Origin of the sequence: Leucobacter aridicollis (assembly GCF_024399335.1) — a bacterium.
GTDB lineage: Bacteria > Actinomycetota > Actinomycetes > Actinomycetales > Microbacteriaceae > Leucobacter > Leucobacter aridicollis_A.
This window is the reverse complement of record NZ_CP075339.1, coordinates 2,574,656-2,596,653: the sequence shown is the minus strand read 5'-3', so window position 1 is coordinate 2,596,653 and position 21,998 is coordinate 2,574,656. Positions and strand designations below refer to the sequence as shown.

At 64.1% G+C, this 21,998-nt stretch carries 20 protein-coding genes and 1 tRNA gene; 12 read left to right on the top strand and 9 right to left on the bottom strand.

The genetic code is table 11. The features are described from left to right. The first annotated feature begins 47 nt into the window (after window positions 1-47). Both KI794_RS11710 and KI794_RS11705 read left to right on the top strand, forming a co-directional pair. On the top strand, window positions 48-647 hold the full coding sequence (locus tag KI794_RS11710) for a sigma-70 family RNA polymerase sigma factor (protein WP_255808179.1): 600 nt from the start codon (window positions 48-50) through the stop codon (window positions 645-647). Next, window positions 644-1,471, top strand: a complete 828-nt coding sequence (locus KI794_RS11705; RefSeq protein ID WP_119284669.1) for an anti-sigma factor — start codon at window positions 644-646, stop codon at window positions 1,469-1,471. Before KI794_RS11710 ends, KI794_RS11705 begins: the two co-directional genes overlap by 4 nt. Window positions 1,472-1,520: 49 nt before the next feature. Here the strand turns inward: KI794_RS11705 and KI794_RS11700 are convergent, their stop codons facing one another. Genes KI794_RS11700 through KI794_RS11670 form a run of 7 tightly spaced genes read right to left on the bottom strand, consistent with a single transcriptional unit; the run spans window position 1,521 to window position 9,398 of the window. Next, complete coding sequence (locus KI794_RS11700; protein ID WP_119284668.1) at window positions 1,521-2,204, bottom strand: response regulator; 684 nt, start codon at window positions 2,202-2,204, stop codon at window positions 1,521-1,523. Then, a complete protein-coding gene (locus KI794_RS11695) occupies window positions 2,201-4,696 on the bottom strand; it encodes an ATP-binding protein (protein WP_255808178.1) in 2,496 nt (831 codons plus the stop codon). The genes KI794_RS11700 and KI794_RS11695 overlap by 4 nt, the downstream gene beginning before the upstream one ends. Before the next feature lie 2 nt (window positions 4,697-4,698). Beyond that, on the bottom strand, window positions 4,699-5,313 hold the full coding sequence (kdpC, locus tag KI794_RS11690) for a K(+)-transporting ATPase subunit C (protein ID WP_255808177.1): 615 nt from the start codon (window positions 5,311-5,313) through the stop codon (window positions 4,699-4,701). A gap of 23 nt (window positions 5,314-5,336) precedes the next feature. Beyond that, entirely contained in the window at window positions 5,337-7,454 is a 2,118-nt protein-coding gene (gene kdpB, locus KI794_RS11685; protein ID WP_119284665.1) for a potassium-transporting ATPase subunit KdpB, read from the bottom strand. 2 nt (window positions 7,455-7,456) lie between these two features. Continuing rightward, window positions 7,457-9,130: a potassium-transporting ATPase subunit KdpA gene (gene kdpA, locus KI794_RS11680; protein WP_255808176.1), complete on the bottom strand. Its 1,674-nt coding sequence runs from the start codon at window positions 9,128-9,130 to the stop codon at window positions 7,457-7,459. Beyond that, window positions 9,130-9,219 (bottom strand): potassium-transporting ATPase subunit F, encoded by a 90-nt coding sequence (locus tag KI794_RS11675; RefSeq protein WP_119284663.1) that lies wholly within the window; start codon window positions 9,217-9,219, stop codon window positions 9,130-9,132. The genes kdpA and KI794_RS11675 overlap by 1 nt, the downstream gene beginning before the upstream one ends. Continuing rightward, a complete protein-coding gene (locus tag KI794_RS11670; protein ID WP_119284662.1) occupies window positions 9,216-9,398 on the bottom strand; it encodes a hypothetical protein in 183 nt (60 codons plus the stop codon). The genes KI794_RS11675 and KI794_RS11670 overlap by 4 nt, the downstream gene beginning before the upstream one ends. A gap of 166 nt (window positions 9,399-9,564) precedes the next feature. Between KI794_RS11670 and KI794_RS11665 the strand changes: the two genes are divergently transcribed. The 3 genes from KI794_RS11665 (at window position 9,565) to KI794_RS11655 (ending at window position 13,972) form a co-directional block, all read left to right on the top strand. Then, window positions 9,565-10,899, top strand: a complete 1,335-nt coding sequence (locus tag KI794_RS11665; protein WP_255808175.1) for a hypothetical protein — start codon at window positions 9,565-9,567, stop codon at window positions 10,897-10,899. A 127-nt stretch (window positions 10,900-11,026) separates the two neighbouring features. Next, on the top strand, window positions 11,027-12,193 hold the full coding sequence (locus KI794_RS11660; protein WP_119284660.1) for an acyl-CoA dehydrogenase family protein: 1,167 nt from the start codon (window positions 11,027-11,029) through the stop codon (window positions 12,191-12,193). Window positions 12,194-12,256: 63 nt separating this feature from the next. Continuing rightward, window positions 12,257-13,972, top strand: a complete 1,716-nt coding sequence (locus KI794_RS11655) for an amidase (RefSeq protein WP_255808174.1) — start codon at window positions 12,257-12,259, stop codon at window positions 13,970-13,972. 89 nt (window positions 13,973-14,061) lie between these two features. Here KI794_RS11655 and KI794_RS11650 read toward each other — a convergent pair whose 3' ends face one another. Next, window positions 14,062-14,610 carry a MarR family winged helix-turn-helix transcriptional regulator gene (locus tag KI794_RS11650; protein WP_119284658.1) on the bottom strand — a complete coding sequence of 183 codons (549 nt, stop codon included), beginning with the start codon at window positions 14,608-14,610 and terminating at the stop codon, window positions 14,062-14,064. 128 nt (window positions 14,611-14,738) lie between these two features. Here KI794_RS11650 and KI794_RS11645 point away from each other — a divergent pair. The 7 genes from KI794_RS11645 (at window position 14,739) to KI794_RS11615 (ending at window position 21,013) form a co-directional block, all read left to right on the top strand. Next, window positions 14,739-14,810, top strand: a tRNA-Gln gene (locus KI794_RS11645). Between the two features lie 95 nt (window positions 14,811-14,905). After that, a complete protein-coding gene (gene glmU, locus KI794_RS11640) occupies window positions 14,906-16,375 on the top strand; it encodes a bifunctional UDP-N-acetylglucosamine diphosphorylase/glucosamine-1-phosphate N-acetyltransferase GlmU (protein WP_119284657.1) in 1,470 nt (489 codons plus the stop codon). A gap of 28 nt (window positions 16,376-16,403) precedes the next feature. Further along, window positions 16,404-17,381, top strand: coding sequence for a ribose-phosphate diphosphokinase (locus KI794_RS11635; protein ID WP_119284656.1), 978 nt, complete (start codon window positions 16,404-16,406; stop codon window positions 17,379-17,381). Window positions 17,382-17,398: 17 nt separating this feature from the next. Next, window positions 17,399-18,400, top strand: a complete 1,002-nt coding sequence (locus tag KI794_RS11630; RefSeq protein WP_119284655.1) for a homoserine dehydrogenase — start codon at window positions 17,399-17,401, stop codon at window positions 18,398-18,400. A 225-nt stretch (window positions 18,401-18,625) separates the two neighbouring features. Beyond that, window positions 18,626-19,429, top strand: coding sequence for a substrate-binding periplasmic protein (locus KI794_RS11625; protein WP_119284654.1), 804 nt, complete (start codon window positions 18,626-18,628; stop codon window positions 19,427-19,429). A 59-nt stretch (window positions 19,430-19,488) separates the two neighbouring features. Then, the gene (locus KI794_RS11620; RefSeq protein ID WP_119284653.1) at window positions 19,489-20,142 is read left to right on the top strand and encodes an amino acid ABC transporter permease; all 654 of its coding nucleotides are present in this window, start codon (window positions 19,489-19,491) and stop codon (window positions 20,140-20,142) included. Then, window positions 20,135-21,013 carry an amino acid ABC transporter ATP-binding protein gene (locus KI794_RS11615; RefSeq protein ID WP_441776121.1) on the top strand — a complete coding sequence of 293 codons (879 nt, stop codon included), beginning with the start codon at window positions 20,135-20,137 and terminating at the stop codon, window positions 21,011-21,013. Before KI794_RS11620 ends, KI794_RS11615 begins: the two co-directional genes overlap by 8 nt. On the opposite strand, the gene KI794_RS11610 is transcribed toward KI794_RS11615, so the two are convergent. Continuing rightward, window positions 21,010-21,975: a LysR family transcriptional regulator gene (locus tag KI794_RS11610; RefSeq protein ID WP_119284652.1), complete on the bottom strand. Its 966-nt coding sequence runs from the start codon at window positions 21,973-21,975 to the stop codon at window positions 21,010-21,012. The genes KI794_RS11615 and KI794_RS11610 overlap by 4 nt on opposite strands. Between the last annotated feature and the right edge of the window lie 23 nt (window positions 21,976-21,998).

Below are 21,998 nucleotides of genomic sequence, written 5' to 3'. Positions count from 1 at the left end.
GGCGACTCGCAGGGTCACACAGCACGACGAACGGAGGTGAATGCGTCATGCTAGGGGAGATGGTGATCGACGGAGTGGAAGTATCGGAGGACGGCGAGCGCGCCGATCCTGCCGATGACGCGCTCGTGCGGGCAGCAGCCGGCGACGGAGAGGCCTTCGCTGCACTGTACGACATGCTCTCCGGGAGGGTCTTCCGCCTGATACTTCGCGTGCTCGTTGACCGGTCGATGAGCGAAGAAGTCTTGCAAGACGTGTTCCTTGAGGTGTGGCAGGGAGCGACATCGTTTGATCCTGAGCGTGGGCATGCACGCGCGTGGGTGCTGACCATAGCGCATCGACGGGCTGTAGACCGGGTGCGTGCGGTGCAGGCGTCGCGTCGCCGAGATCTTCTTGCCGGCGCCAAGGAGCAAGCGAGTTCGGGCCCGGCTGTCGAGGAGGAGGTCGAGCTCTTGATTGACGGTTCAGCGGCCGTCGCTGGGCTTTCCGAATTGCCAGAGGCTCAACGGCAGGCGCTCGTGCTCGCTTACTTTGGTGGGTACACCCAGAGTGAGATCGCGGTGCTGCTTGCCACGCCGCTTGGAACGATCAAGACCCGGTTGAGAGACGGGCTGACGAGACTGAGAACAGTATTGGAGGTGGCGCCATGAACGAACAAGAGTTCCGAGTGCTCTCCGCGGGGCGCGCGCTACACGCGCTCTCACCCGACGAGGAGCAGGCCTTTGCGGCCGCGCTCGCCGCGAACCCAAGCTGGAGCGAGATCGTTGATGCGGACCGCGAGGTTGCAGCGGCGCTCGGTGAAGCGGCCGCAGACGCTGGCGCTGGCACGGTCGAACCGTCGCAGGCCTCGCGGAACGCTATCCTCGCTGCGATTGCGGGCCTTCCGCAAGACCCCGCATCTGGAGAAAACCACGGCGATAGGCGTGCAAGCGAACACGACGACCGTGATGGGCGGACGGCCGAGGCATTGCCTGAGCCTGAGCGTCGTGTTCGCGACGAGTTCGCTCCTCGGCCAGCTCGACGGTGGGCAGGCTGGTTTGCCCTCGCCGCGTCAATTGCAGTGCTGGCCACGTTGAGCCTCACACCGTTTGCGCGAGACCTTTTTCTCCCGAACGACCCAGTTGCGCTCGCGCTTGAGCAGATCGCTGATGCCCCGGACGCAGCCGTCGCGACTGCGACCTTCGGGGAATCGGGCGAGGCGAGCGTACATTGGTCGGACTCTGCGCAAACAGCGGTGTTCGTGGCCGAGGGACTGCCAAGTCTCGACGACCAGCGGGACTTTGAGCTGTGGATCGTGCGGGGGGAAACCCCTATCTCGCTCGGCGTCGTGCATGCTGACGGCGACAGCGACACTGCCATGATCGCGACGGGATTTCGGCCCGGCGATGCAGTCGCCGTGACGGTGGAAGCGCGGGGCGGTTCCCCGACCGGGGCGCCGACGAGCGATCCGATCCTCGTCGTGGCTTCCGCCTAGGCGTAGTCGCCGGCTCTCTCACTGCAGCCCTCGGCCCGCGGGCGAGGGGTTACTCCGAGAGCCGGTATCCCATGCCGGGCTCGGTGAGAATATGCACGGGATGAGCTGGGTCATCCTCTATCTTCTTGCGCAGCTGCGAGACGTACAGCCTGAGATACCCGGTGTCCTCGGCATGTTCGGTGCCCCAGATGCTGGTGAGGAGTGTGTGTCGAGTCACGAGCTTCCCCATGTTGCGGATGAGGATGTCAATCACCTGCCACTCCGTGGGCGTGAGCTTGATCTGTTTGTCGCCCGTTGGGGTCTCGCGCACGATGCTGTGCGCCGCGAGGTCGACGGTGACCGCGCCGAGCCGCGCGGTGGGTGCGGCCTCGCCCTGTGGGCTGCGCCTGGTGAGTGCCCTGATGCGCGCGAGCAGTTCTCCAACCGAGAATGGTTTCGTGACGTAGTCGTCGGCGCCAGCGTCGAGCGCTTCGATCTTGTCGTCGGCTCCTGCCCGACCCGAAACGACAAGTATGGGGGCGTGTGACCACCCGCGAAAGGCTTGGATCACTGCGAGCCCATCGAGCTGCGGCATGCCGAGGTCGAGCACCAACAGATCCGGGTCGTGATCGATTGCCACCGCAATCGCATCCTTCCCGTCGGCCGCAGTAACAACTTCGTAGCCCTTCGCTGTGAGCGTGATTCGCAGTGCGCGCAGGATCTGTGGGTCGTCGTCAGCGATGAGGATCTTCATGCAGTGTGTCCTTCGGGGCGTGTGAGTGCAACGACCATTGTGAGGCCCCCTCCCGGTGTCTCTTCTGGTGTGAGAGTACCTCCCATCGCCTCGACGAAGCCACGCGAGAGCGCAAGCCCAAGGCCGAGCCCTGTTTCGTTGTCTGTGTCCCCGAGGCGCTGGAACGGGACGAAGATGTCTTCGAGCCGGTCACGGGGTACACCTGGACCGTGATCGATAATACGAATCTCGAGCACATCGCCGAAGACGCTCGTGCTGACGATGATGCTCGAGCCTGCGGGAGAGTGCCGCAGTGCGTTCGCCAAGAGGTTCACGATCACGCGCTGCAGCAGCACAGGGTCGGCATTCGCGCGGCCTTCGCCGTGACCGAGGGCGAGACGAACCTCACTGGGGCCGAGTCCAAGCTCGTCTAGTGCGGGGGCAATCGCTTCTGCTGGGTCGGTCGGGAGGTTCGCGATGCTGAGTACGCCGCCCTGCAGACGGCTCACGTCGAGGAGATCGGTGAGCAGCGTACCGAGGGCTCCGAGGCTCTCCTCGGCGGTGTCGAGAAGCTCGGCGCGGTCTTCGAACGTGAGCCTGGCGCCCGCAGCCCGGAGCCCGCCGACGGCTGCAGTCGCGGCAGCGAGTGGGCGACGGAGGTCATGGCTGAGGGCGGTGAGCAGCGCGCCGCGTACACGGTCGGATGCCGCAATCGGACCGATCTCTCGGGCGGTTTCCTCGAGCTCCTGGCGGGCGAGGGCCGCCGAGAGCTGTGCGACGACGACTGAGAGCAGACGCTGCTCGCCAGCGGCGAGCGGCTGGCCGTAGAGTTCGAGCCAGGCGTGCTCTCCGAGCGCCGCCCGGGTGCGTTTGTCGCCGTCGATGACTGCGCCCGAGGCTGCAACTATCCGCCCGGTGCCCTCGTGCACGACTCGCACGGCCTCGAGCTGAAACGCTTCGCGGGTGCGATCGGCGAGTGCCTGTGCGGCGTCGTCACCGCGGAGGACACTGCCCGCGATGGTTTGGATCAGTTCTGATTCTGCAGCCGATCGGCGGGCGGCCCTCGTATGGCGGGCAGCGCGATCGACGATGAAGCTGACGAGGCTCGCAATAATCACGTACAGGCCGAGCGACAGCAAGTGCAGCGGCTCGTGAATGTGCACAGTGAAGATCGGTTCGATGAAGAAATAGTCGAGGGTGAGCCCCGAAAGCACGGCGGCGAAGAGGGCAGGCCAGATCCCGCCGACGAGTGCAACGATGACAGTCAGCAGCTGATAGCTCAGCACGTCTGCGGTGATCGAATCGGGGCTGCGTGAGAGCGTGAGGAAGTATGTGAGAACGGGTCCGCCGACGAGCGCGACGACGAAGCCGAGGATGCGTCGACGCGCCGTGAGCGCGCCAGTGAGTGGCGGCAGTGCGAACCGGCGGGCCGCGGCCGAATGATTGACCATGTGGACGTCGATTTCACCCGACTCCCGCACCACCGTCGCGCCGATCCCTGGACCAGTGAGGGCGGCGGCGAACCTGCCGCGGCGGCTCGCTCCGAGCACGAGCTGTGTCGCGTTCACGGACCTGGCGAATTCGACGAGCGCCGTCGGCACGTCTTCGCCGACGACCTGATGGTAGCTGCCGTTGAGCTTCTCCACGAGCGCGCGCTGGTTCGCGAGCACGTCGGGCGCGGCACTCCTGAGCCCGTCTTGACTCGTGACGTGTACCGCGAGCAGCTCGCCGCCAGATGACCTCGCGGCGATCCGTGCACCGCGACGCAAGAGGGTGTCGCCCTCGGGGCCGCCAGTCAGCGCGACGACAACGCGCTCACGCGCCTCCCACGTGCCGTCAATCCCGTGCTCGGCGCGGTAGCCGCGGAGCGCCTGGTCAACCTCGTCTGCGAGCCACACGAGCGCGAGTTCGCGAAGCGCGGTGAGGTTGCCGAGCCTGAAGTAGTGCGAGAGCGCGGCGTCGATACGTTCGGCCGGGTAGACGTAGCCGTCGGCCAACCTGTCACGGAGCGACTGTGGCGCGAGGTCGACGAGCTCGAGTTCGTCCGCTCCCCGCAGGAAGCTGTCTGGCACCGTCTCCTGTTGTGGAACTCCGGTGATCTGTTCGACAACATCGTTCAATGACTCGATGTGCTGCACATTGAGCGTTGAGATGACGTCGATGCCCGCCGCGAGGAGTTCTGCGACATCTTGCCAGCGCTTCTCGTTGGCAGCCCCGGGAGCGTTTGTGTGCGCGAGTTCGTCGACGAGGGCGATCTCGGGCCGCCGTTCGAGTACCGCGGCGAGGTCCATCTCGTCGAGGGAAACGCCGCGGTGGCTGAGACGCGCTCGGGAAATGTGGGGGAGGCCTTCGGTGAGTGCGGCGGTCGCTGCGCGTCCGTGAGATTCGACGATGGCGACGACGACGTCGCGCCCGTCGGCGAGGAGACGTCTTCCCTCTTCGAGCATCGAGAAGGTCTTTCCCACGCCGGGGGCGGCGCCGAGAAAGACCCGCAGCCGCCCTCGCTTGTCCATGCTCACCTCCGCAACTGTTCGAGCGCCAGATTCAACTCGAGTACGTTCACCCTACTCTCGCCAAGGAAGCCGAGGTCTGGGGCCTGCGTGTGGGCGCGTACGATGTTTTGAACTTCGCTTCGATCGAGTCCGCGTGCGTCCGCGACTCGGCTGATCTGCACGGCGGCGTAGTCGGCGCTGATATGAGGATCCAGGCCGGAGGAGGACGCTGTCACGGCATCGGCCGGGACCTCGGACTCCGTGACCCCATTGAACCTCGCAACTGCAGCCCGCCGTTCGGCGATTGCTGCGACGAGGTCGGGGTTTTCGGGCCCAAGGTTTGAACCGGAGGACGCGGCGCCGTCGTAGCCGTAGCCTGCTGCGGATGGGCGGGGCTGGAAGAACTGCGGATCGGGTTCGCAGCTTTCAGTGAGGAACTGCTGCCCGAGGTGGGCCGAGCCGACAACCTCGCCGGTTGCGTTGGCTCGCAGCGAGCCGTTTGCCTGCCACGGGAACGCGAGCTGGCCGATGCCGGTGAGTGCGAGCGGGTAGGCGATGCCGAGCAGGAGGGTGAAGATCACCATCGCGCGAATCGCGACCCACAGTGTGCGGCGGGTGGTGCGTGGTGCGGCATTCATTGTGTGTGCCTCTTTCTGATGGGTTAGAACCCGGGGATGAGTCGGACGAGTTGGTCGATGAGCCAGATCCCGACGAAGGGGGCGACGACACCGCCGAGCCCGTATACCGTGAGGTTGCGGCCGAGAATGCTCGCGGCAGTGCCTGGCCTGTACTTCACCCCGCGCAGCGCGAGCGGAATGAGAAACACGATCACGATGGCGTTGAAGATGATTGCGGAGAGCACGGCGGATGCCGCCGAGTGCAGGCCCATGATGTTCAGCGCGGCGAGGCCGGGGAAGATCCCCATGAACATCGCGGGAATGATCGCGAAGTACTTCGCGATGTCGTTCGCGATCGAGAACGTTGTGAGCGCGCCACGGGTGATGAGCAGCTGCTTGCCGATGCGGACGATATCGATGAGCTTCGACGGGTCGGAGTCTAGGTCAACCATGTTGCCAGCCTCTTTGGCCGCCGAGGTCCCCGAGTTCATGGCGACGCCGACGTCTGCCTGCGCGAGTGCGGGGGCATCGTTCGTGCCGTCTCCGGTCATCGCGACGAGGTTGCCGCCCGCCTGTTCTGCGCGAATGTAGGCGAGCTTGTCTTCGGGAGTTGCCTCGGCGAGAAAGTCGTCGACGCCAGCTTCGCGCGAGATCGCGGCCGCGGTGAGTGCGTTGTCGCCGGTGATCATGACTGTTCGGATCCCCATTGCACGCAGCTCGCGAAACTTCTCCGGGAGCCCCTCCTTCACGACGTCCTTGAGATGAACAACGCCGAGGAGCTTCCGCTCGGAACCGGCACGCGTGGCGACGACGAGCGGCGTGCCGCCGCTCTCAGAAACCTCGGCGATGCGTTGCTGGAGCTCGGCCGACCGTTGCGGGGGGAGCGGGGCGCCGCCATCTTCGAGCCACGCGAGCACTGCGGAGCCGGCGCCCTTACGGATCTCTGTGCCGTCTGGGAGGTTGAGCCCCGACATTCGGGTCTGCGCGGTGAACGGCACGATCTCACCCGTGGTGTTCGTGTCGTACGTCGCCCCGAGCGTGTTGGCGAGTTCGACGATCGAGCTTCCCTCAGGGGTGGGGTCTGCGAGCGACGACAGCGCTGCTGCGGCAATGAGTTCGGTGTCTGCGATTCCGAGGAGGGGGATGAAATTGCTTGCTCGGCGGTTGCCGTATGTGATGGTGCCTGTCTTGTCGAGGAGCAGCGTGGTGACGTCGCCAGCCGCCTCAACCGCGCGCCCCGATGTGGCGAGCACGTTGCGCTGCACGAGCCTGTCCATGCCGGCGATGCCGACGGCGCTGAGGAGCGCGCCGATTGTTGTGGGGATGAGGCAGACAAGCAGTGCGGTGAGCACTGCAAGGCTGACAGGTGCGGCGGCGTACGACGCAATCGGGTTGAGCGTGAGCACGACGATCACGAACACGATTGACAGGCTCGCGAGCAGGATGTTGAGGGCGATCTCGTTCGGAGTCTTCTGTCGCGCGGCGCCCTCGACGAGGGCGATCATCCTGTCGACGAAGGTGTCGCCAGGCTGTGAGGTGATACGCACGACGATGCGGTCAGAGAGCACCCGGGTGCCGCCTGTGACAGCGGACCTGTCGCCGCCCGACTCGCGCACGACCGGTGCAGATTCTCCGGTGATCGCCGACTCATCGACGGAGGCGATGCCCCAAACAATGTCACCGTCGCCAGGGATCAGCTCGCCAGCGACCACCACGACTGTGTCGCCGATGCGCAGCTCAGAGGAGGCAACTGGGGTCACTGCCGATTCGGCAGCAGCGGGGTCGGAGTCGGGGCTGTAGGCGTCGACGCGGTTCGCCGTGGTGCTCGTCCGCGTCTTGCGAAGGGATTCAGCTTGCGCCTTGCCGCGGCCCTCGGCGACTGACTCGGCGATGTTCGCGAAGAACACTGTCAACCACAGCCATACGGCGATGGCCGCCGTGAACGAGGCTGGCACCGAGCTACCGCCCGAATCAGAGGGGCCCCCGAGGAATGGCTCGGCGAGCGCGAGTGCGGTCGTGAGCGCGGCGCCGACCCAGACGATAAACATCACTGGGTTGCGCCACTGCTGAATCGGGTCGAGCTTTCGCAGCGCCCCGGGGAGTGCGTGGCTGAGCTGGGCGAGCGAGAACCCGCTGCGGGTGGGGAGAGTGTGCGTTGACATGGTTACATGAGCCCTTCAGCTAGGGGGCCTAGCGCGAGAACGGGGAGGAACGCGAGCACAGAGAGGAGGATGGTGACCGCTGCAAGCAGCCCGACGAACAGCGGGCGGTGGGTGGGAAGGGTGCCCGAGGTCGCGGGGACTGTGTCCTGCGCCGCGAGGGAACCCGCGAGTGCGAGCACGAGCATGATGGGGAGGAACCGGCCGAGCAGGATCGTGACGCCAAGCGCCGTGTTCAACCATGGGGTGTCCGCGGTGAGCCCGGCGAACGCTGAACCGTTGTTGTTCGCTGCTGAGGTGAACGCGTAGAGCACCTCGGACATGCCGTGGACGCCGTCGTTGAGGATCGAGTCTTCGGTGACGCTCTCGCGTACCCCCGGGACAGCAAAGCTGAGTGCGGTTCCCGTCAGCACGAGCATCGGCATGACGAGGATGTAGAGCGCAGCAAGCTTGACCTCTTTCGGCCCGATCTTCTTCCCGAGGTACTCGGGGGTGCGCCCGATGAGGAGCCCGGCGATGAACACCGTGATCACGGCGAGCACGAGCAGCGCGTAGAGGCCCGAGCCGACCCCGCCAGGCGAAACCTCGCCGAGCATCATGTTGAGCGTTGGGAAGAAGCCGCCGAGCGCGGTGTACGAGTCGTGCATCGAGTTCACCGCGCCCGTTGAAGTGCCGGTGCTCGTCGTCGCGAACAGCGTCGACCCAATGATCCCGAAACGCTGTTCCTTACCTTCGAGCGCCGCTCCCGCGAGCTCCGGTGCCGTGCCGTTGCCTGCGAGCTCGACAGCGGTGAGGGCGGCGAATGATCCGAGATACAGCACACCCATCACTCCGAGGATCGCGTACCCCTGACGGTTGTCACCAACAATCCTGCCGAAGGCTCGCGGCAGCGCGAACGGAATGGCGAGCATGAGAACAATCTCGAACAAGTTCGTCCAGCCCGTTGGGTTCTCAAACGGATGCGATGAGTTCGCATTGAAGAACCCGCCGCCGTTCGTGCCGAGCAGCTTGATCGCTTCCTGCGACGCAGTGGGGCCACCGGGGATCGACTGAGATGCTCCGGCAAGCGTTGTCACGTCGGTGAACCCGTTGAAGTTCTGGATCACGCCGGCGGTGATGAGCACAACTGCGCTCACAGCTGCAACTGGCAGCAAGAGCCTGAGGATGCCGCGAGTGACGTCAACCCAGAAGTTGCCGATCGTGCCAGAACGGCGGTAAGCAAAGCCGCGAACGAGCGCGACGGCGACAGCGATTCCGACAGCTGCGGACGTGAAGTTTTGTACGGCGAGGCCGGCCATCTGCGCCGTATAGCCGAGCGTTGCCTCGGGGGAGTATGACTGCCAGTTTGTATTCCCGACAAACGAGGCGGCGGTGTTGAACGACAGGGGCGCGCTCGGTGCGGGGAGCCCGAGCGAGAGCGGCAGCACATGTTGGAGGCGCTGCATCCCGTAGACGAGCAGCAGCCCCACGACCGAGAACGTGAGCACGCTCCGCAGGTACGCCTGCCAGCTTTGCTCGGCCCGCGCGTCGACCCCTATCAGACGGTAAATCCCGCGCTCAACGCGCGAGTCCCGCTGCGACGTGTACACCCATGCGATGTAGTCGCCGAGGGGACGGTACAGGACGGCGATGATTACCGCGACAGTGCCGACCGCGAGGAGCGCACCGACCCACCCCATCAGAACTTCTCCGGTCGGGTGAGCGCAACCCCAAGAAACACGAGGGCCGAGATCGCAAGGAGTGCGGCGAGAATGTCGAAAACGATCACAGCTTCTCCACCGCCTTTGCAACAACGCCAATGAGCGCGAAGAGGGCGATCGCGCCAAGCGCGTAGACCACATCGAGCACGATGATCTCCGTTCGAAATATGCCTCGCTGAACGCTGTCAGGGGCGGGCGCCGCGGTGGCGCATGCCTTGATTGAATACCCGCTCGCGAGCGAAATCATGCGTCCTAACGGAATCCATACGGGCAACCAGTGTTCCCTAACGAGAAACGCACGACGCAGCGTCGAAAGAGCTTGATGACCACGAACTCTTGGTGCGCTAATCTCCAGCTATGAGCAGATTCTCTGGATGTCCACAGGATGACTCGGCGCGACAGGCCGTGACCCGATGAGCGGGCCAGGCGGTGAGCTCGCGGAGCTGCGCGACCGTGTCGAGGCCCTCGAGAGCGAGAACACCGAGCTGAAACGCGCTACCGGCACCCGGGCTGGCAATCGCGCACGTTCGGTGCTCGCCGCGATCCTGATCGTCGTCGCCGCGCTGCTTGCGCCCGCCGCGGTCGTGAGCACGTGGGTGCGGGCCGAACTTATCGACACAGATCGCTTCGTTTCCGGGCTCGCGCCGCTCGCCGAGAAGCCGGCGGTGCAGTCGTTCATCTCCGACGAAGTCGTCGATGCGATCGAAGAGAGCCTCGATATCGAGGCAGTCGTGCACGACGCCGTGAGCGGTTTGAGTGCGCTCGACCTGCCGCCGCAGGCCGCGGCAGCGTTCACGATGCTTGAGGGCCCCGCAGTGCACGGCATCCAGTCGATCCTGCGCACCACTGTCGACCGCATGGTCACGTCGCCGCAGTTTGCACAGATCTGGGAGGTCGCGCTGCGGCAAACCCACGCGCGCGCGATCGCTGTGATCCAGGGTGACCCCAACAGTGCGCTCCAGCTTTCTGACGACGGGACCGTCACTGTCGAGCTCGGCACGATCATCGCCGAGGCCAAAACAATGCTCCAAGCTCAGGGCGTCGACCTCGCAAGCTTGATCCCGGAGATCGATCGCTCAATCCCGCTGGTGACCTCTGACTCGCTCACGTCCGTACGCACCGCGTATACGTTCGCCACGGCGGTCGGATACTGGCTCCCTTGGCTTGTGCTCGGGCTTCTTGTCGCAGCGATCGCGATAGCTCGCAAGCGTGCCCGCGCGACGCTGGCAGCGGGAATCGGACTTGCTGCCTCCTTCCTGCTGCTGATCGCAGGGATCGGCACGGGTAAGCTCTTCTTCGTTGCGACAGTGAGTCCCGCGTTCATACCCGTCGCTACTGCCGAAGCGCTGTTTGGGCAAGTGACGTTGAACATTCACGCGATCCTTGTCGCGCTCACAGTTCTCTCGGCGCTCATTGCTGTCGCCGCGTGGCTGTTTGGTTCTTCACGACAGGCGCGTGCGATCAGAAGCGCAGCCAACAGGGGCTTCGACCGTGCGCGGGCTGGCCTCGACAGGCTGCACCTCAACACCGGCGCCGTCGGCAGTTGGATCGATCGGATCCGCCCAATGATTTGGTCCGTCGCCGTAGCGGCGATAGTGCTCGTAGTGTTCTTGAACCGCCCGATTTCGCTTGCGAGCGTGCTCGCAGCGCTTGGCTGGTTCCTCGCGACGCTCCTGCTGGTGGAGCTGTTGCGCAGACCACAGGCTGAAGTGATCGAAAAAGCTGGAGCTACGCAACAAATCTCTTGACGTTGCATCGCAAGGTCATTCATGCTGGGTGTACCGAAAGCCGACGCTGAGGGTTCCCATGTGGGTACGCCCAGCAGGCTCCGCCCATCACAACCTGCGAACGCGACGACGCGAAGGGAACACGCACATGGAACGCGAAATTTACGAAGAGATCCACGACGACTTCCGTGAGATGGTCAAGCAATTCATCAAGCGCTACGTCACCACCGAGAAGATGAACGAGTGGGAAGAGGCAGGCGAGGTTGACCGCGCGACGATGCTCGCGGCGGCTGAACACGGCATTGTCGGTCTCTCGGTTCCCGAAGAGTTCGGCGGAGCCGGCATGCTTGAGGACTACCGTTTCAGGTCAATCGTGCTCGAGGAGCTCACGCTCTCGGGCACCGGCGCCGCGCTCGCAGGCGCAGTCGGAATTCAGGACGACCTCGCAGTTCCGTACATTGCGCGCTTCGGCACTGACGAGCAGAAGGCCAAGTGGCTCCCGAAGATGGCGACGTGCGAGGTGCTTGGAGCACTCGCAATGACTGAGCCAGGCGCCGGCAGCGACCTGCGCGGCGTCACAACGACTGCGAAGAAGACCGATGGCGGCTACATCGTCAACGGAGCAAAGACGTTCATCTCGAGCGGCAAGACAGCCGACATCATCGTGACTTTCGTGAAGACCGGCGAGGGCAATCGCCCCGACGCCTTCAGCCTCATCATTATCGAAGACGGCATGGACGGCTTCGACCACGGCCGCAAGCTTCACAAGATGGGTTCGCACGGCCACGACACCGCCGAGCTCAGCTTTGTTGACGTGTTCGTTCCAGACGAGAACCTCATCGGGGGTGTCGAGGGGCACGGATTCGTGCAGCTCATGGAGAACCTGCCGCTCGAGCGCCTCTCGATCGGTGTCGCTGCGACGGCAATCGCTGATGCGGGGTTCCAGTGGACGCTCGACTACACGAAGAGCCGCGAGGCGTTTGGAAAGCCCGTCGCCGACTTCCAGAACTCGCGCTTCAGCCTCGCTGACATGGCAACAACGGTCGACGTTATGTGGGCATACATCGACCGTGCCATGAAGCTGTTCATGGAGGGCAAGCTCACCGCAGACGAGGCTGCCAAGGTCAAGTTCTGGTGCACCGAGCGCGAGTGGGAGATCCTCGACCAGGGCGTCCAGCTCCACGGTGGCTACGGCTACATCACCGAGTACCCGATCGCGCGCGCATTCCTCGATGCGCGCGTCCACCGAATCTACGGCGGCACCAACGAGGTCATGCGTGAGATCGTTGCGCGCGCAGTGACCGGCCGAAAGTAGCGCTGTCGGCACTGCGCCGAAAGAACGCACAAGACTCGCGCATGTCCCCACTAGCATGGGGGCATGCGCGAGTCTTTTCAACTCATCGAAGCGAGCATCGCAGACGTGCTCGGAGCCTACGAAACAGGGTCGGCCACGCCGACGAGCGTGACCGAAAGCTACCTCGCTCGCATCGAAGCGTACGACCTTGGCGATGACGGACTTCACGCTGTCGTTGTGCCCACCCCAGACGCGCTCGCTCAAGCGGCAGAGTCCGACGCCCGCTGGAAAGCTGGCACGCAGCGCGCGCTCGAGGGCGTGCCTTTCACCGTCAAAGATTCGTACATGGTGCGTGGCCTCACCGTCGCCTCAGGCTCGCCGGCGTTCGAGTACCTCGTCGCGCAGTGGGATGCATTCTCAGTCGAGAAGCTCCGGGAAGCGGGGGCGGTGCTCATCGGCAAGACAAACATGCCGCCCATGGCCGACGGCGGCATGCAGCGTGGCGTCTACGGACGAGCCGAGTCGCCCTACAACCGCGACTACCTTGCAGCAGCCTACGCCTCAGGGTCTTCGAACGGGTCGGCCGTCGCGACGGCAGCAAACCTTGCAGTCTTCGGCATGGGCGAGGAGACAGTCTCAAGCGGCCGCAGCCCGGCCTCAAACAACGGCCTGTGCGCCTACACCCCCTCCTGGGGCGTGCTGTCAATCCGCGGGAACTGGCCGCTGTTCCCGGCGCGCGACGTCGTCGTTCCGCACACGCGGTCAATGCCAGACATGCTCAGGTTGCTCGACGTGCTCGTGCAGGACGACAAGGTCACCCGCGGGGACTTCTGGCGGGCCCAGAACGCCGTCCCTGTGCCCGCGCCGAGCGAGCATAGGCCCGAGTCATACCTTGCCCTCGCGGAAGCGCCAGAACTCGAGGGGGAGTCGAAAGCCGGGCCCGAACTGCATGCCCAGCTGCTTGCGGGCAAACGTTTCGCGGTGCCGAAGATGTACCTCGGCCTCGATCCTGACTTTCCCATTGCGGTTCGCCCGACAGTGCTCGACCTGTGGGCGGCCGCGCGCGCCCGCCTCGAAGCGCTTGGCGCCGAGGTCGTCGAAACTGGGTTCCCCCTCATCGAACGCTACGAGGGCGATCGCCCCGGCCAGGAAAACGTCGGCGAGCTCGGGGTGCTGCCCGACGGCTGGATGGACACCGAGTTCAACCACTTCCTCGCGTACGGCTGGGACGACTTCCTTCGCGCAAACGGCGACCCCGCGATCCCGACGCTCGCGGACGTCGACCCCGATACGATCTTCCCGCAGCCCCCAGGCACGCTGCCCGACCGTTACGAAGAAGTTGAAGACTATGCGAACCGCTACCGTGCAGTTGTCGCCTTCGCGAAGGCGGGTATCCCAGACCCGCGTGAGCGCCCCGACTTCGCTGCCGGTCTGCGCGCGCTCGTTCAGTTGCGCGAGGACCTGTTCGAGTCGTGGCTGCAGACCGAGGGGTTCGACGCCGTCGTGTTCCCGGCAAACGCCGACGTGGGGCGCGAATCGGCCGAGCGTGAGAAGGCAGCTGCGGATCACGCGTGGTCGAACGGCGTCTTCTTCTCGAACGGGAACTACGCACTGCGCCACCTCGGGATTCCCACGGTCACCGTCGCGATGGGAGTCATGGCCGATATTGGCATGCCTGTTGGGCTCACGTTCGCCGGCGCCGCGTATTCAGACCCCGAGCTGCTGCGTCTCGGCACACTTTTCGAGGCGGCCGGCGACGGATCGCTCCGTGTCGCTCCTGAGTCGACGCCAGCCCTCTGAGAGCGCCGCGTGCGTGCCACGCTATGCGCACCGCACGGGTTCCGTGGGGCAGGAGACTGGTGCTCGCGCCCGGCGCGTGGGGCCGGTTCCTAGACCACCGGGTCGTCGGCTGCCTCAGAGACGGGCTCATAACGGTCAACGCTTCGCGCAAGCTTTCGCAGCAGGACGGCAAGGCGCTCGCGTTCCGGCCTGCTCATTGCGCCGAGAAGGCGCTCCTCTGAATCAGTGAGTCGTGTCATCGCCGCATCGACGAGTGTCTGGCCGAGGGGGGTCATTTCGACAAGCACGCCCCTGCCGTCGTTGGGGTCGGTGAGGCGGCGCACGAGCTCGCGTTCGACGAGCCTGTCGATCCTGTTCGTCATGGTGCCGCTTGAGACCATTGTCTGCTGCACAAGCACTTTCGGGCTTTGTCGGTAGGGTGCGCCACCGCGGCGCAGCACAGCGAGTACGTCAAACTCCCATGACGCGAGCCCTGAACGCTCGAACGCGTGGGAGCGCGCCCGGTCGAGATGCTTCGCGATTCGCGAGAGCCGCGAGAACACGGTGAGTGGTGCGAAATCGAGGTCTGGGCGTGCTGCGCTCCACGACGCGATGATCCCGTCAACCTCGTCGGTCGAGTCTGGCGTGCGGTCTTCCATCTGCTCATTATCTCGGGTTGCTGAAGTTTTTTCCCCGTGAACCCGCCGCAGTTTGCCCCGTTCTGCCCGAGACGTGCGAAAGTAGTCGCGAGGTCTGGCAGACTATATCTGTACCGGCTTCGGTGCGATCCGCCTTGGTGTAATGGCAGCACGACAGCCTTTGGAGCTGTTAAGTCTAGGTTCGAATCCTAGGGGCGGAGCGGTGGCGGCTGGGGCGAACCCACCGCCGCGCGTCGGTATCGGCGCAGTTCCGCGCAGTGCTCACGCACTCGCGAACGAGAAAGGGACACCCGACATGACAGAACGTTCTCTCGCTGTCGTCATTCTGGCCGCTGGCCAGGGCACTCGGATGAAGTCGACGCTTCCCAAGGTGCTGCACCGCATCGGCGGACGCTCACTCATCGAGCATGTGCTCGACACTGCGGCGGCTGTCTCGCCGCAGAAAATCGTCGCCGTCGTTCGGCATGAGCGTGAACGGGTTGCCGAGGCGATCCTGAACCACGCCCCCGACACGATCATTGTTGATCAGGACGAGGTGCCCGGCACTGGCCGCGCGGTCGAGCTCGCGCTTGCGGCGCTCCCCGCTGACTTCGACGGCTCGGTCGTCGTGCTGTCGGGCGACGCTCCGCTTGTCGATGGCCCGTCTATTCGCAGCCTGCTCGATGGCCATTTCGCCGAGCACCGCGACATGACGCTGCTGTCCGCGCTTCTCGATAACCCGACAGGCCTTGGCCGCATCCTCCGCGACGCGGATGGCGGCATGACTGGCATCGTCGAAGAAAAGGACGCGACGGACGAGCAGCGTAGGATCGGTGAGATCAACGGCGGCATCTACGTCTTCACGCACCGCGCTCTGGCGCAGGCGCTCGGTGAGATCGACACGAACAACGCGCAGGGCGAGAAGTACCTGACTGATGCGGCCGCGCGCATCCTCGCGAGAGGCGGCGGGGTTGAGGCTGTCGCGACGAACGATCCGTGGGTCGTCGCGGGCGTGAACGACCGCGCTCAGCTCGCCGATGCTGGCCGTGAGCTGAACGCTCGCATCATCCGCGAGCATCAGCGAAATGGCGTGACAATCATGGACCCGGCGACGACGTGGATCGACGCTGACGTGTCGATCGAGTCGGATGTCGAGATTCTGCCTGGAACGTTCCTGCATGGCGCGACGTCAATTGCGACAGGAGCCATCATCGGCCCCGACACGACCCTGACTGACTGCGAGGTCGGTGAGGGGGCGCGCGTTCGCCGTTCTGAGGCGACGCTTGCGGCGTTCCACGCGGGTGCAGAGGTTGGCCCGTTCGCGTTCATCCGTCCGGGCACCGAGCTTGGCGAGGGCGGCAAGATCGGGGCGTTCGTCGAGGCGAAGAATGCGCAGATCGGTGAGGGCTCGAAGGTGCCACACCTGAGCTACGTCGGTGATGTCACGATCGGTACCGGCTCGAATATCGGTGCGGGCACGATTGTCGCGAACTATGACGGCGTGAACAAGCATCAGACCGTTGTCGGGGATGCGGTGCGAATCGGTTCGAAGAACGTGCTCATCGCACCGGTTACCATTGAAGACGGAACGTACACCGCGGCGGGAACAATCGTGCGTAAGCCCGTGCCCGCTGGTGCGCTCGCGATGACGGTTGCCCCTCAGCGGAATCTGGAGGGCTGGGTCGCTGCGAACCGCCCCGGAACGAGTTCCGCTGCCGCTGCCGAGCGGGCCGCGAGCCCCGAGGCCGCCTCAGACTCACTCAACGACACATCTCATACAAAGTAATCACTGAAGGGCAAGTGGGAAAGCACTGATGAGCAAAATCGAGATGACCGGGCAGAAGAAGCTCGTTCTCATTACCGGCCGAGCGTATCCTGAGCTCGCCGAACAAGTTGCCGCTGAACTCGGCGCTGAACTCGTTCCCACCGATGCCCGAACCTTTGCGAACGGCGAGCTCTACGCTCGGTTCGATGAGAGTGTCCGCGGATCGGACGCGTTTGTCATTCAGTCGCACACTGACCCGATCAATGAGTGGCTCATGGAGCAGCTCATCATGGTCGACGCCCTGAAGCGCGCCTCGGCGAAGCGCATCACAGTTGTGGCGCCGTTCTACCCGTACTCGCGCCAGGACAAGAAGGGCCGCGGCCGCGAGCCCATCTCGGCGCGCCTCATCGCAGACCTGTTTAAGACGGCTGGGGCCAACCGCATCATGTCGGTCGACCTGCACGCACCGCAGATTCAGGGCTTCTTCGACGGCCCACTCGATCACCTGTTTGCGATGCCTGTGCTGCTCGAGCACTTCGAGAAGAACCTGAACCGTGACGACCTGACGGTCGTGTCGCCCGACATGGGGCGCGTTCGCGTCGCGGACGTTTGGAGCGACCGCCTCGGTGCTCCGCTTGCGATCATCCACAAGCGTCGCGACCCGTCTGTCGCGAACCAGGCCTCGGTGCACGGCATCGTCGGCGACGTGAAGGATCGCTGGTGCCTCATGGTCGACGACATGATCGACACCGGCGGCACTATCTCGAAGGCTGCCGAGGCGCTCAAGCAGGCCGGCGCCCGCGGGGTAACGATTGCCGCGACGCACGCCATTTTCTCGGGTAAGGCGATTGAGCACCTGTCGCGTGACTTCATCGATCAGGTCGTCGTCATGGATACCCTGCCGGTTCCCGAAGAGAAGCGCTTTGAGAAGCTCACGGTGCTGCCGATCGCCCCGCTGCTTGCGAAGGCGATTCACGAGGTCTTCGAAGATGGATCGGTGACGTCGATGTTTGAGGGCGCCGCCTAGTCAGGCGCGGCGTGGCCATGCGCGTCGTACGAGTGGCGCTCACCGGGTGCGGCGGGATCGGGTCCCGCGTCGCGGTGGCGCTGCTCGAACGGCGCGCTCGCTTGTCTGCACGCTGGGGTGTCGACGTGCGACTTGTCGCGGTGTGCGGGAGCGCGTCTGGGATCGTGCGTGACAGTGGTCTCACCGCGGCAGACATCGCCGAACGGGATGGGTGGGCGCCGCGGCTTGTCGGCGCGACCTTTCTTGAACAGGCAAACCCCGACGTCGTGATTGACGCTGGGCCGAACGATTACGTGTCGGGTGGGCCGGGGCTCGACCACCTTGACTGGGCGACGCGGCGTGGCATCCACGCGATCATGGTGTCGAAGAGCGCGCTCGCGCTGCACGGGGCGAGGCTTTTCGAGACCGCGCAGGCAAGCGGAAGCCGAGTGCACGCGAGCGGGGCGAGTTCGGCGGCGCTGCCCGCCGTTGATTTTCTGCGACACAATCTCGCGGGTGCAGAAATCACTCGCGTCGAGGCGGCGCTCACTGGAACGAGCTCGTTCGTGCTCGACGAGGTTGTTAGATCAGGATCGACGCTCGAGGCCGCAATCGCCGATGCGGTAGCGCGCGGGATCGCGGAGCCCGACCCCGCATTCGACCTTGACGGCCGGGATACGGCTGCCAAGCTTGTCGTCATCGCCGGTATTGCGCTCGGTGTGTGGCTGCCGCTTGAGAGCGTGGAGCGTGAGAGCGTGTTCGAAGTGTCCGACCACCAGGTGCGCGCCTGGCGGCAGACAGGCGCCAAGGCCGCGCTTGTTGGAGTCCTCGAGCGCGTGGGAACTGGCTATGCTGCTCGGGTCGAGCTGCGATCCTACGACCAAACGCACCCCTACTCGGCGGCGAGGGGAAGCACGAAGGCTCTGATGGTGACGGCCGAAGGTTTCGGCGAGTACACGCTCGTCGGTGGCGCATCGACGCCGCAGGCGACTGTTGCCGCAGTGCTCAAGGATTTCGAGCACCTTCTCGCCGAGCTCTAGTATCGGGCGTCAGGCTTCCGGCTGCGCGATGCCGCGTGATGCAGTGCGGTGCCGCGTGCTGCGATCGCCCGAGAAACTTGGGCCCCAACGCGAAGCTATAGTGAAGAGCTATGTGGAATATAGATTCCACAGTTCTTGTGCAATACTCCGAGATTCCGAAGACTGTGTAATCGGAGGCAGCAACGCTGCAGTCTCACAAGCCTGGAATAAGGAAGAGTCACACCCATGACTATGAAGAAGAAGTTTTCTCTCATTGCCGCTCTCGCGGTGAGTGCGCTCGCACTGAGTGCCTGCAGCTCGGCGGCTCCTGAAGCAGAGGGCGGCGATGCCGAGCGCACCGTGAAGATCGTGACATCAAACGATGCCCCCTTCTCGTTCGTTGACGAAGCGACGGGTGAACTGACGGGGATCGACGGTGAGATGCTCGGTGCGATGGCAGAAGAGCTCAATTGGAAGATCGAAGTCGTCGTCACCGACTTTGCGACGATGCCGCAGACCGTGCTCTCGAAGAAGGCTGATTTCATTGCCGACGGCCTGTACGTGACCGACTCGCGTAAGGAGACGCTCGCGTTCTCGGACACATGGTACTACCAGGGCGAGGGAATGCTTGTTCCCGCGAACTCGACGTTCGCGTCGCGCGATGATGCGCGCGGCAAGACTGTAGGCGTGATGACTGGGACTACGCACCTCGAGATCGCCCAGGAGCTGACCGACGAGGCGAACATCAAGCAGTACGACTCGCAGGCAAACCTCATCCAGGCGATCGCGAACGGTCAGGTTGACGCAGGCTTCACCGACCAGGCAGTGGTGGCGTGGAGTCTGGTGCAGAACCCGAACGACAAGGTGAAGCTCGTTTCGCCCTACGATCCGTACTTCCCGGGAACCATCGCGGCCGCCTTCCGACAGGACGCAGACAGCGACGCAATGCGTGAAGAGCTCAACGGTGCGCTCGCGAACCTCAAGGCTTCGCCGAAGTACCTCGAGATCTTGCAGAAGTACGGCCTCGGCGAAGACAACATCGCGGAGTAACGAACGCGTCGATAGTGGAGCACTGCAGGTGCTCCACTATCTCCGTGTGAGGAGAAGTCTTGGAATTCATTGAAAACGTGATCGGTGTGATGCCGAAGCTCATCAAGGGCGTGCCTGTCGTCGCGCAGCTCGCGCTCGGGGCGATGATCCTTGCCCTGGTGCTTGGCCTGCTCATCGCCCTTGCCCGCCTCTCATCGAGCCGCATTCTGCGCGGCATCGCTGTGGTCTATGTCGAAGTGCTCCGCGGCACCCCGCTGCTCGTGCAGCTCGTCTACATTTACTTCGTGCTCCCAGTCGTTGGTGTGCAGCTCGACCCAATCGCAGCCGGCATTATCGGTCTCGGGCTGAACTATGCCGCGTACCTGTCCGAGGTCTACCGGACCTCGATTCTTGCAATCGACAGCGGTCAAACCGAGGCTGCGCTGTCGCTCGGGTACACACCCACGAAGGCGCTCTGGCGTATCGTGATCCCGCAGTCATTCAAGGTTGCGCTTGGTCCGATCGGCAACTACTTCATTGCAATGGTCAAGGACACGGCACTGACTTCCGTCATCGCAGTCTCTGAGATCTTGAAGACCGCAAACACGCTGAATTCCCAGACATTCCAGACAGTCGAGATTTACACCGCAGCAGCGGTCCTGTACCTTGCGTTGTCGCTGCCGCTCTCGCGGCTCGTGATCGTACTCGAGAAGAAGGTGAGAAGCCGTGCCTAACCCAGTGATTCAGATTCAGGATGTGCATAAGAGCTTCCTTATCGGGGAGAAGCCAAGCTTTTGGAAGCGGCTCGTCGGGGGCAAGGACACCCGCAGAACCCTCGAGGTTCTCAAGGGCGTTGATCTCGACGTGCTGCCAGGCGAGACCGTCGTGTTGATCGGATCGAGCGGCTCAGGGAAGTCAACACTGCTGCGCTGCATCAACAAGCTTGAGGTGATCGACAGCGGCAAGATTCTCGTGAACGATCACCTGGTGGGGTACCGCGAGAGCGCCGGGGGGCTTGTCGCGGAATCGGCGAGAGAGACTGCTCGCAAGCGCACGGACATCGGAATGGTGTTCCAGCACTTCAACCTTTTCATGAACAAGACGGCGCTTGAGAACGTCATGGCGCCGCTCATGCACGTGAAGAAGCTGTCACAGCAGCAGGCGCGTGCCCTCGCCGAGCCGGCGCTTGCGAGGGTCGGCCTGGCTGACCGCATGGCGAACTACCCGTCCAGGCTTTCGGGCGGCCAGAAACAGCGCGTTGCGATCGCACGTGCGATGGCCATGGAACCAAACGTCATGCTGTTCGACGAGCCGACCTCGGCGCTCGACCCAGAGCTCGTCGGCGAAGTTCTCGCAGTCATCAAGAACATCGCTGCGTCGGGGACAACAATGGTTATCGTGACCCACGAAATGCAGTTCGCTCGCGAGATCGGCGACCGCATCGTGGTGATGGACGGTGGCCAGATCGTCGAGCAGGGCCCTCCCGAGGACGTCTTTGGGGACCCGCAGCACTCGCGCACGCGGGCGCTGCTTCGCCGCTCGGGAATCTTGGACACGCCTGAGACCGAGGCTGTCACAGTCTTCCCGGAGTTCGACGAAGACTAAGCGCGAGGGTTCTCGCTATTACGGCCGTTCTGCGCTGGATTCGTCCGGCCAGGACGGCCGTTGCCGTACGCGCGCTCCTTGAGGATGTCGTTCACGATGTCAATGAGTTCGCGAATCGCGGGGGAGTACACGCTGTTCCGGCGACGAATCACTGCGATCGTGTCGTAGAGTGGCGTCTCAAACGGGGCCACGTGGATCTCTGGTGGAAAGCTGACGTTCTGAGTCACGGCTCGCGACACCATTGTGTCGCCGAGGCCGCGCTTGACGAGTTCGAGTGCGGCCTCCAGGTATTCCACCTCGAAGCGTGGCTGGAGGCGCAAACCGCGCTCCTGCGCGCGCTCGCTAAGCTGTCGCCGCGTGGGGTCATTCCAGCTGTAGCTTGCGTCGTACAGCACGACAGGGTGTGCGACGATCTGATCGATGCTCACTGCCGTCGCCACTCGCTCAGGATGGATTGAGGCCCAGAGGACCTCGTCCTGCACAAGCGGGAACACCTCAAGCTCCTCGTCAGGCACCGGGAGGACCACGATGCCCGCTTCGAGTTGACCGTTTCGAACGCCCTCGACGACTTCGAAGGAGTTCTGGCCGAAGAGGCGAAGGTTGACGTTCGGGCGGCGCCTATGAAACCTCTCGACCATGTCGGGGAGGAAGTAGAAGTTTGCGTTGCGCAGCACCCCGAGCGAGATTGATCCGCGCTGTATTCCCCGAAGCTCGATGAGTGCCTCGTCAGCGAGCTCGGACGTCTCGACGATCTGGCGCGCCCAGCCCAGCAGCTCGTTGCCCGCCGCAGTCAGCGCGAGCCTGCGACCAGTGCGTATGAAGAGCGGCAACTCGTGGTGCTCCTCAAGTTTTCTGATGAGCGCCGAGATCGTCGGCTGCGAAACGCCGAGGCGGCTCGCTGCACTTGTGAAGGAGCCATGCTCGGCGGCGTACACAAATGCCCGGAGCTGAGTGATTGTCATAGCCTAACCCTATGTGATCTCTA

Excerpts from the sequence above, each read along its gene's own strand:
- KI794_RS11710 (WP_255808179.1), top strand. The coding sequence starts at position 48 with ATGCTAGGGGAGATGGTGATCGACGGAGTGGAAGTATCGGAGGACGGC.
- KI794_RS11705 (WP_119284669.1), top strand. The coding sequence starts at position 644 with ATGAACGAACAAGAGTTCCGAGTGCTCTCCGCGGGGCGCGCGCTACAC.
- KI794_RS11700 (WP_119284668.1), bottom strand. The coding sequence starts at position 2,204 with ATGAAGATCCTCATCGCTGACGACGACCCACAGATCCTGCGCGCACTG.
- KI794_RS11695 (WP_255808178.1), bottom strand. The coding sequence starts at position 4,696 with ATGGACAAGCGAGGGCGGCTGCGGGTCTTTCTCGGCGCCGCCCCCGGC.
- kdpC (WP_255808177.1), bottom strand. The coding sequence starts at position 5,313 with ATGAATGCCGCACCACGCACCACCCGCCGCACACTGTGGGTCGCGATT.
- kdpB (WP_119284665.1), bottom strand. The coding sequence starts at position 7,454 with ATGTCAACGCACACTCTCCCCACCCGCAGCGGGTTCTCGCTCGCCCAG.
- kdpA (WP_255808176.1), bottom strand. The coding sequence starts at position 9,130 with ATGGGGTGGGTCGGTGCGCTCCTCGCGGTCGGCACTGTCGCGGTAATC.
- KI794_RS11670 (WP_119284662.1), bottom strand. The coding sequence starts at position 9,398 with ATGATTTCGCTCGCGAGCGGGTATTCAATCAAGGCATGCGCCACCGCG.
- KI794_RS11665 (WP_255808175.1), top strand. The coding sequence starts at position 9,565 with ATGAGCGGGCCAGGCGGTGAGCTCGCGGAGCTGCGCGACCGTGTCGAG.
- KI794_RS11660 (WP_119284660.1), top strand. The coding sequence starts at position 11,027 with ATGGAACGCGAAATTTACGAAGAGATCCACGACGACTTCCGTGAGATG.
- KI794_RS11655 (WP_255808174.1), top strand. The coding sequence starts at position 12,257 with ATGCGCGAGTCTTTTCAACTCATCGAAGCGAGCATCGCAGACGTGCTC.
- KI794_RS11650 (WP_119284658.1), bottom strand. The coding sequence starts at position 14,610 with ATGGAAGACCGCACGCCAGACTCGACCGACGAGGTTGACGGGATCATC.
- glmU (WP_119284657.1), top strand. The coding sequence starts at position 14,906 with ATGACAGAACGTTCTCTCGCTGTCGTCATTCTGGCCGCTGGCCAGGGC.
- KI794_RS11635 (WP_119284656.1), top strand. The coding sequence starts at position 16,404 with ATGAGCAAAATCGAGATGACCGGGCAGAAGAAGCTCGTTCTCATTACC.
- KI794_RS11630 (WP_119284655.1), top strand. The coding sequence starts at position 17,399 with ATGCGCGTCGTACGAGTGGCGCTCACCGGGTGCGGCGGGATCGGGTCC.
- KI794_RS11625 (WP_119284654.1), top strand. The coding sequence starts at position 18,626 with ATGACTATGAAGAAGAAGTTTTCTCTCATTGCCGCTCTCGCGGTGAGT.
- KI794_RS11610 (WP_119284652.1), bottom strand. The coding sequence starts at position 21,975 with ATGACAATCACTCAGCTCCGGGCATTTGTGTACGCCGCCGAGCATGGC.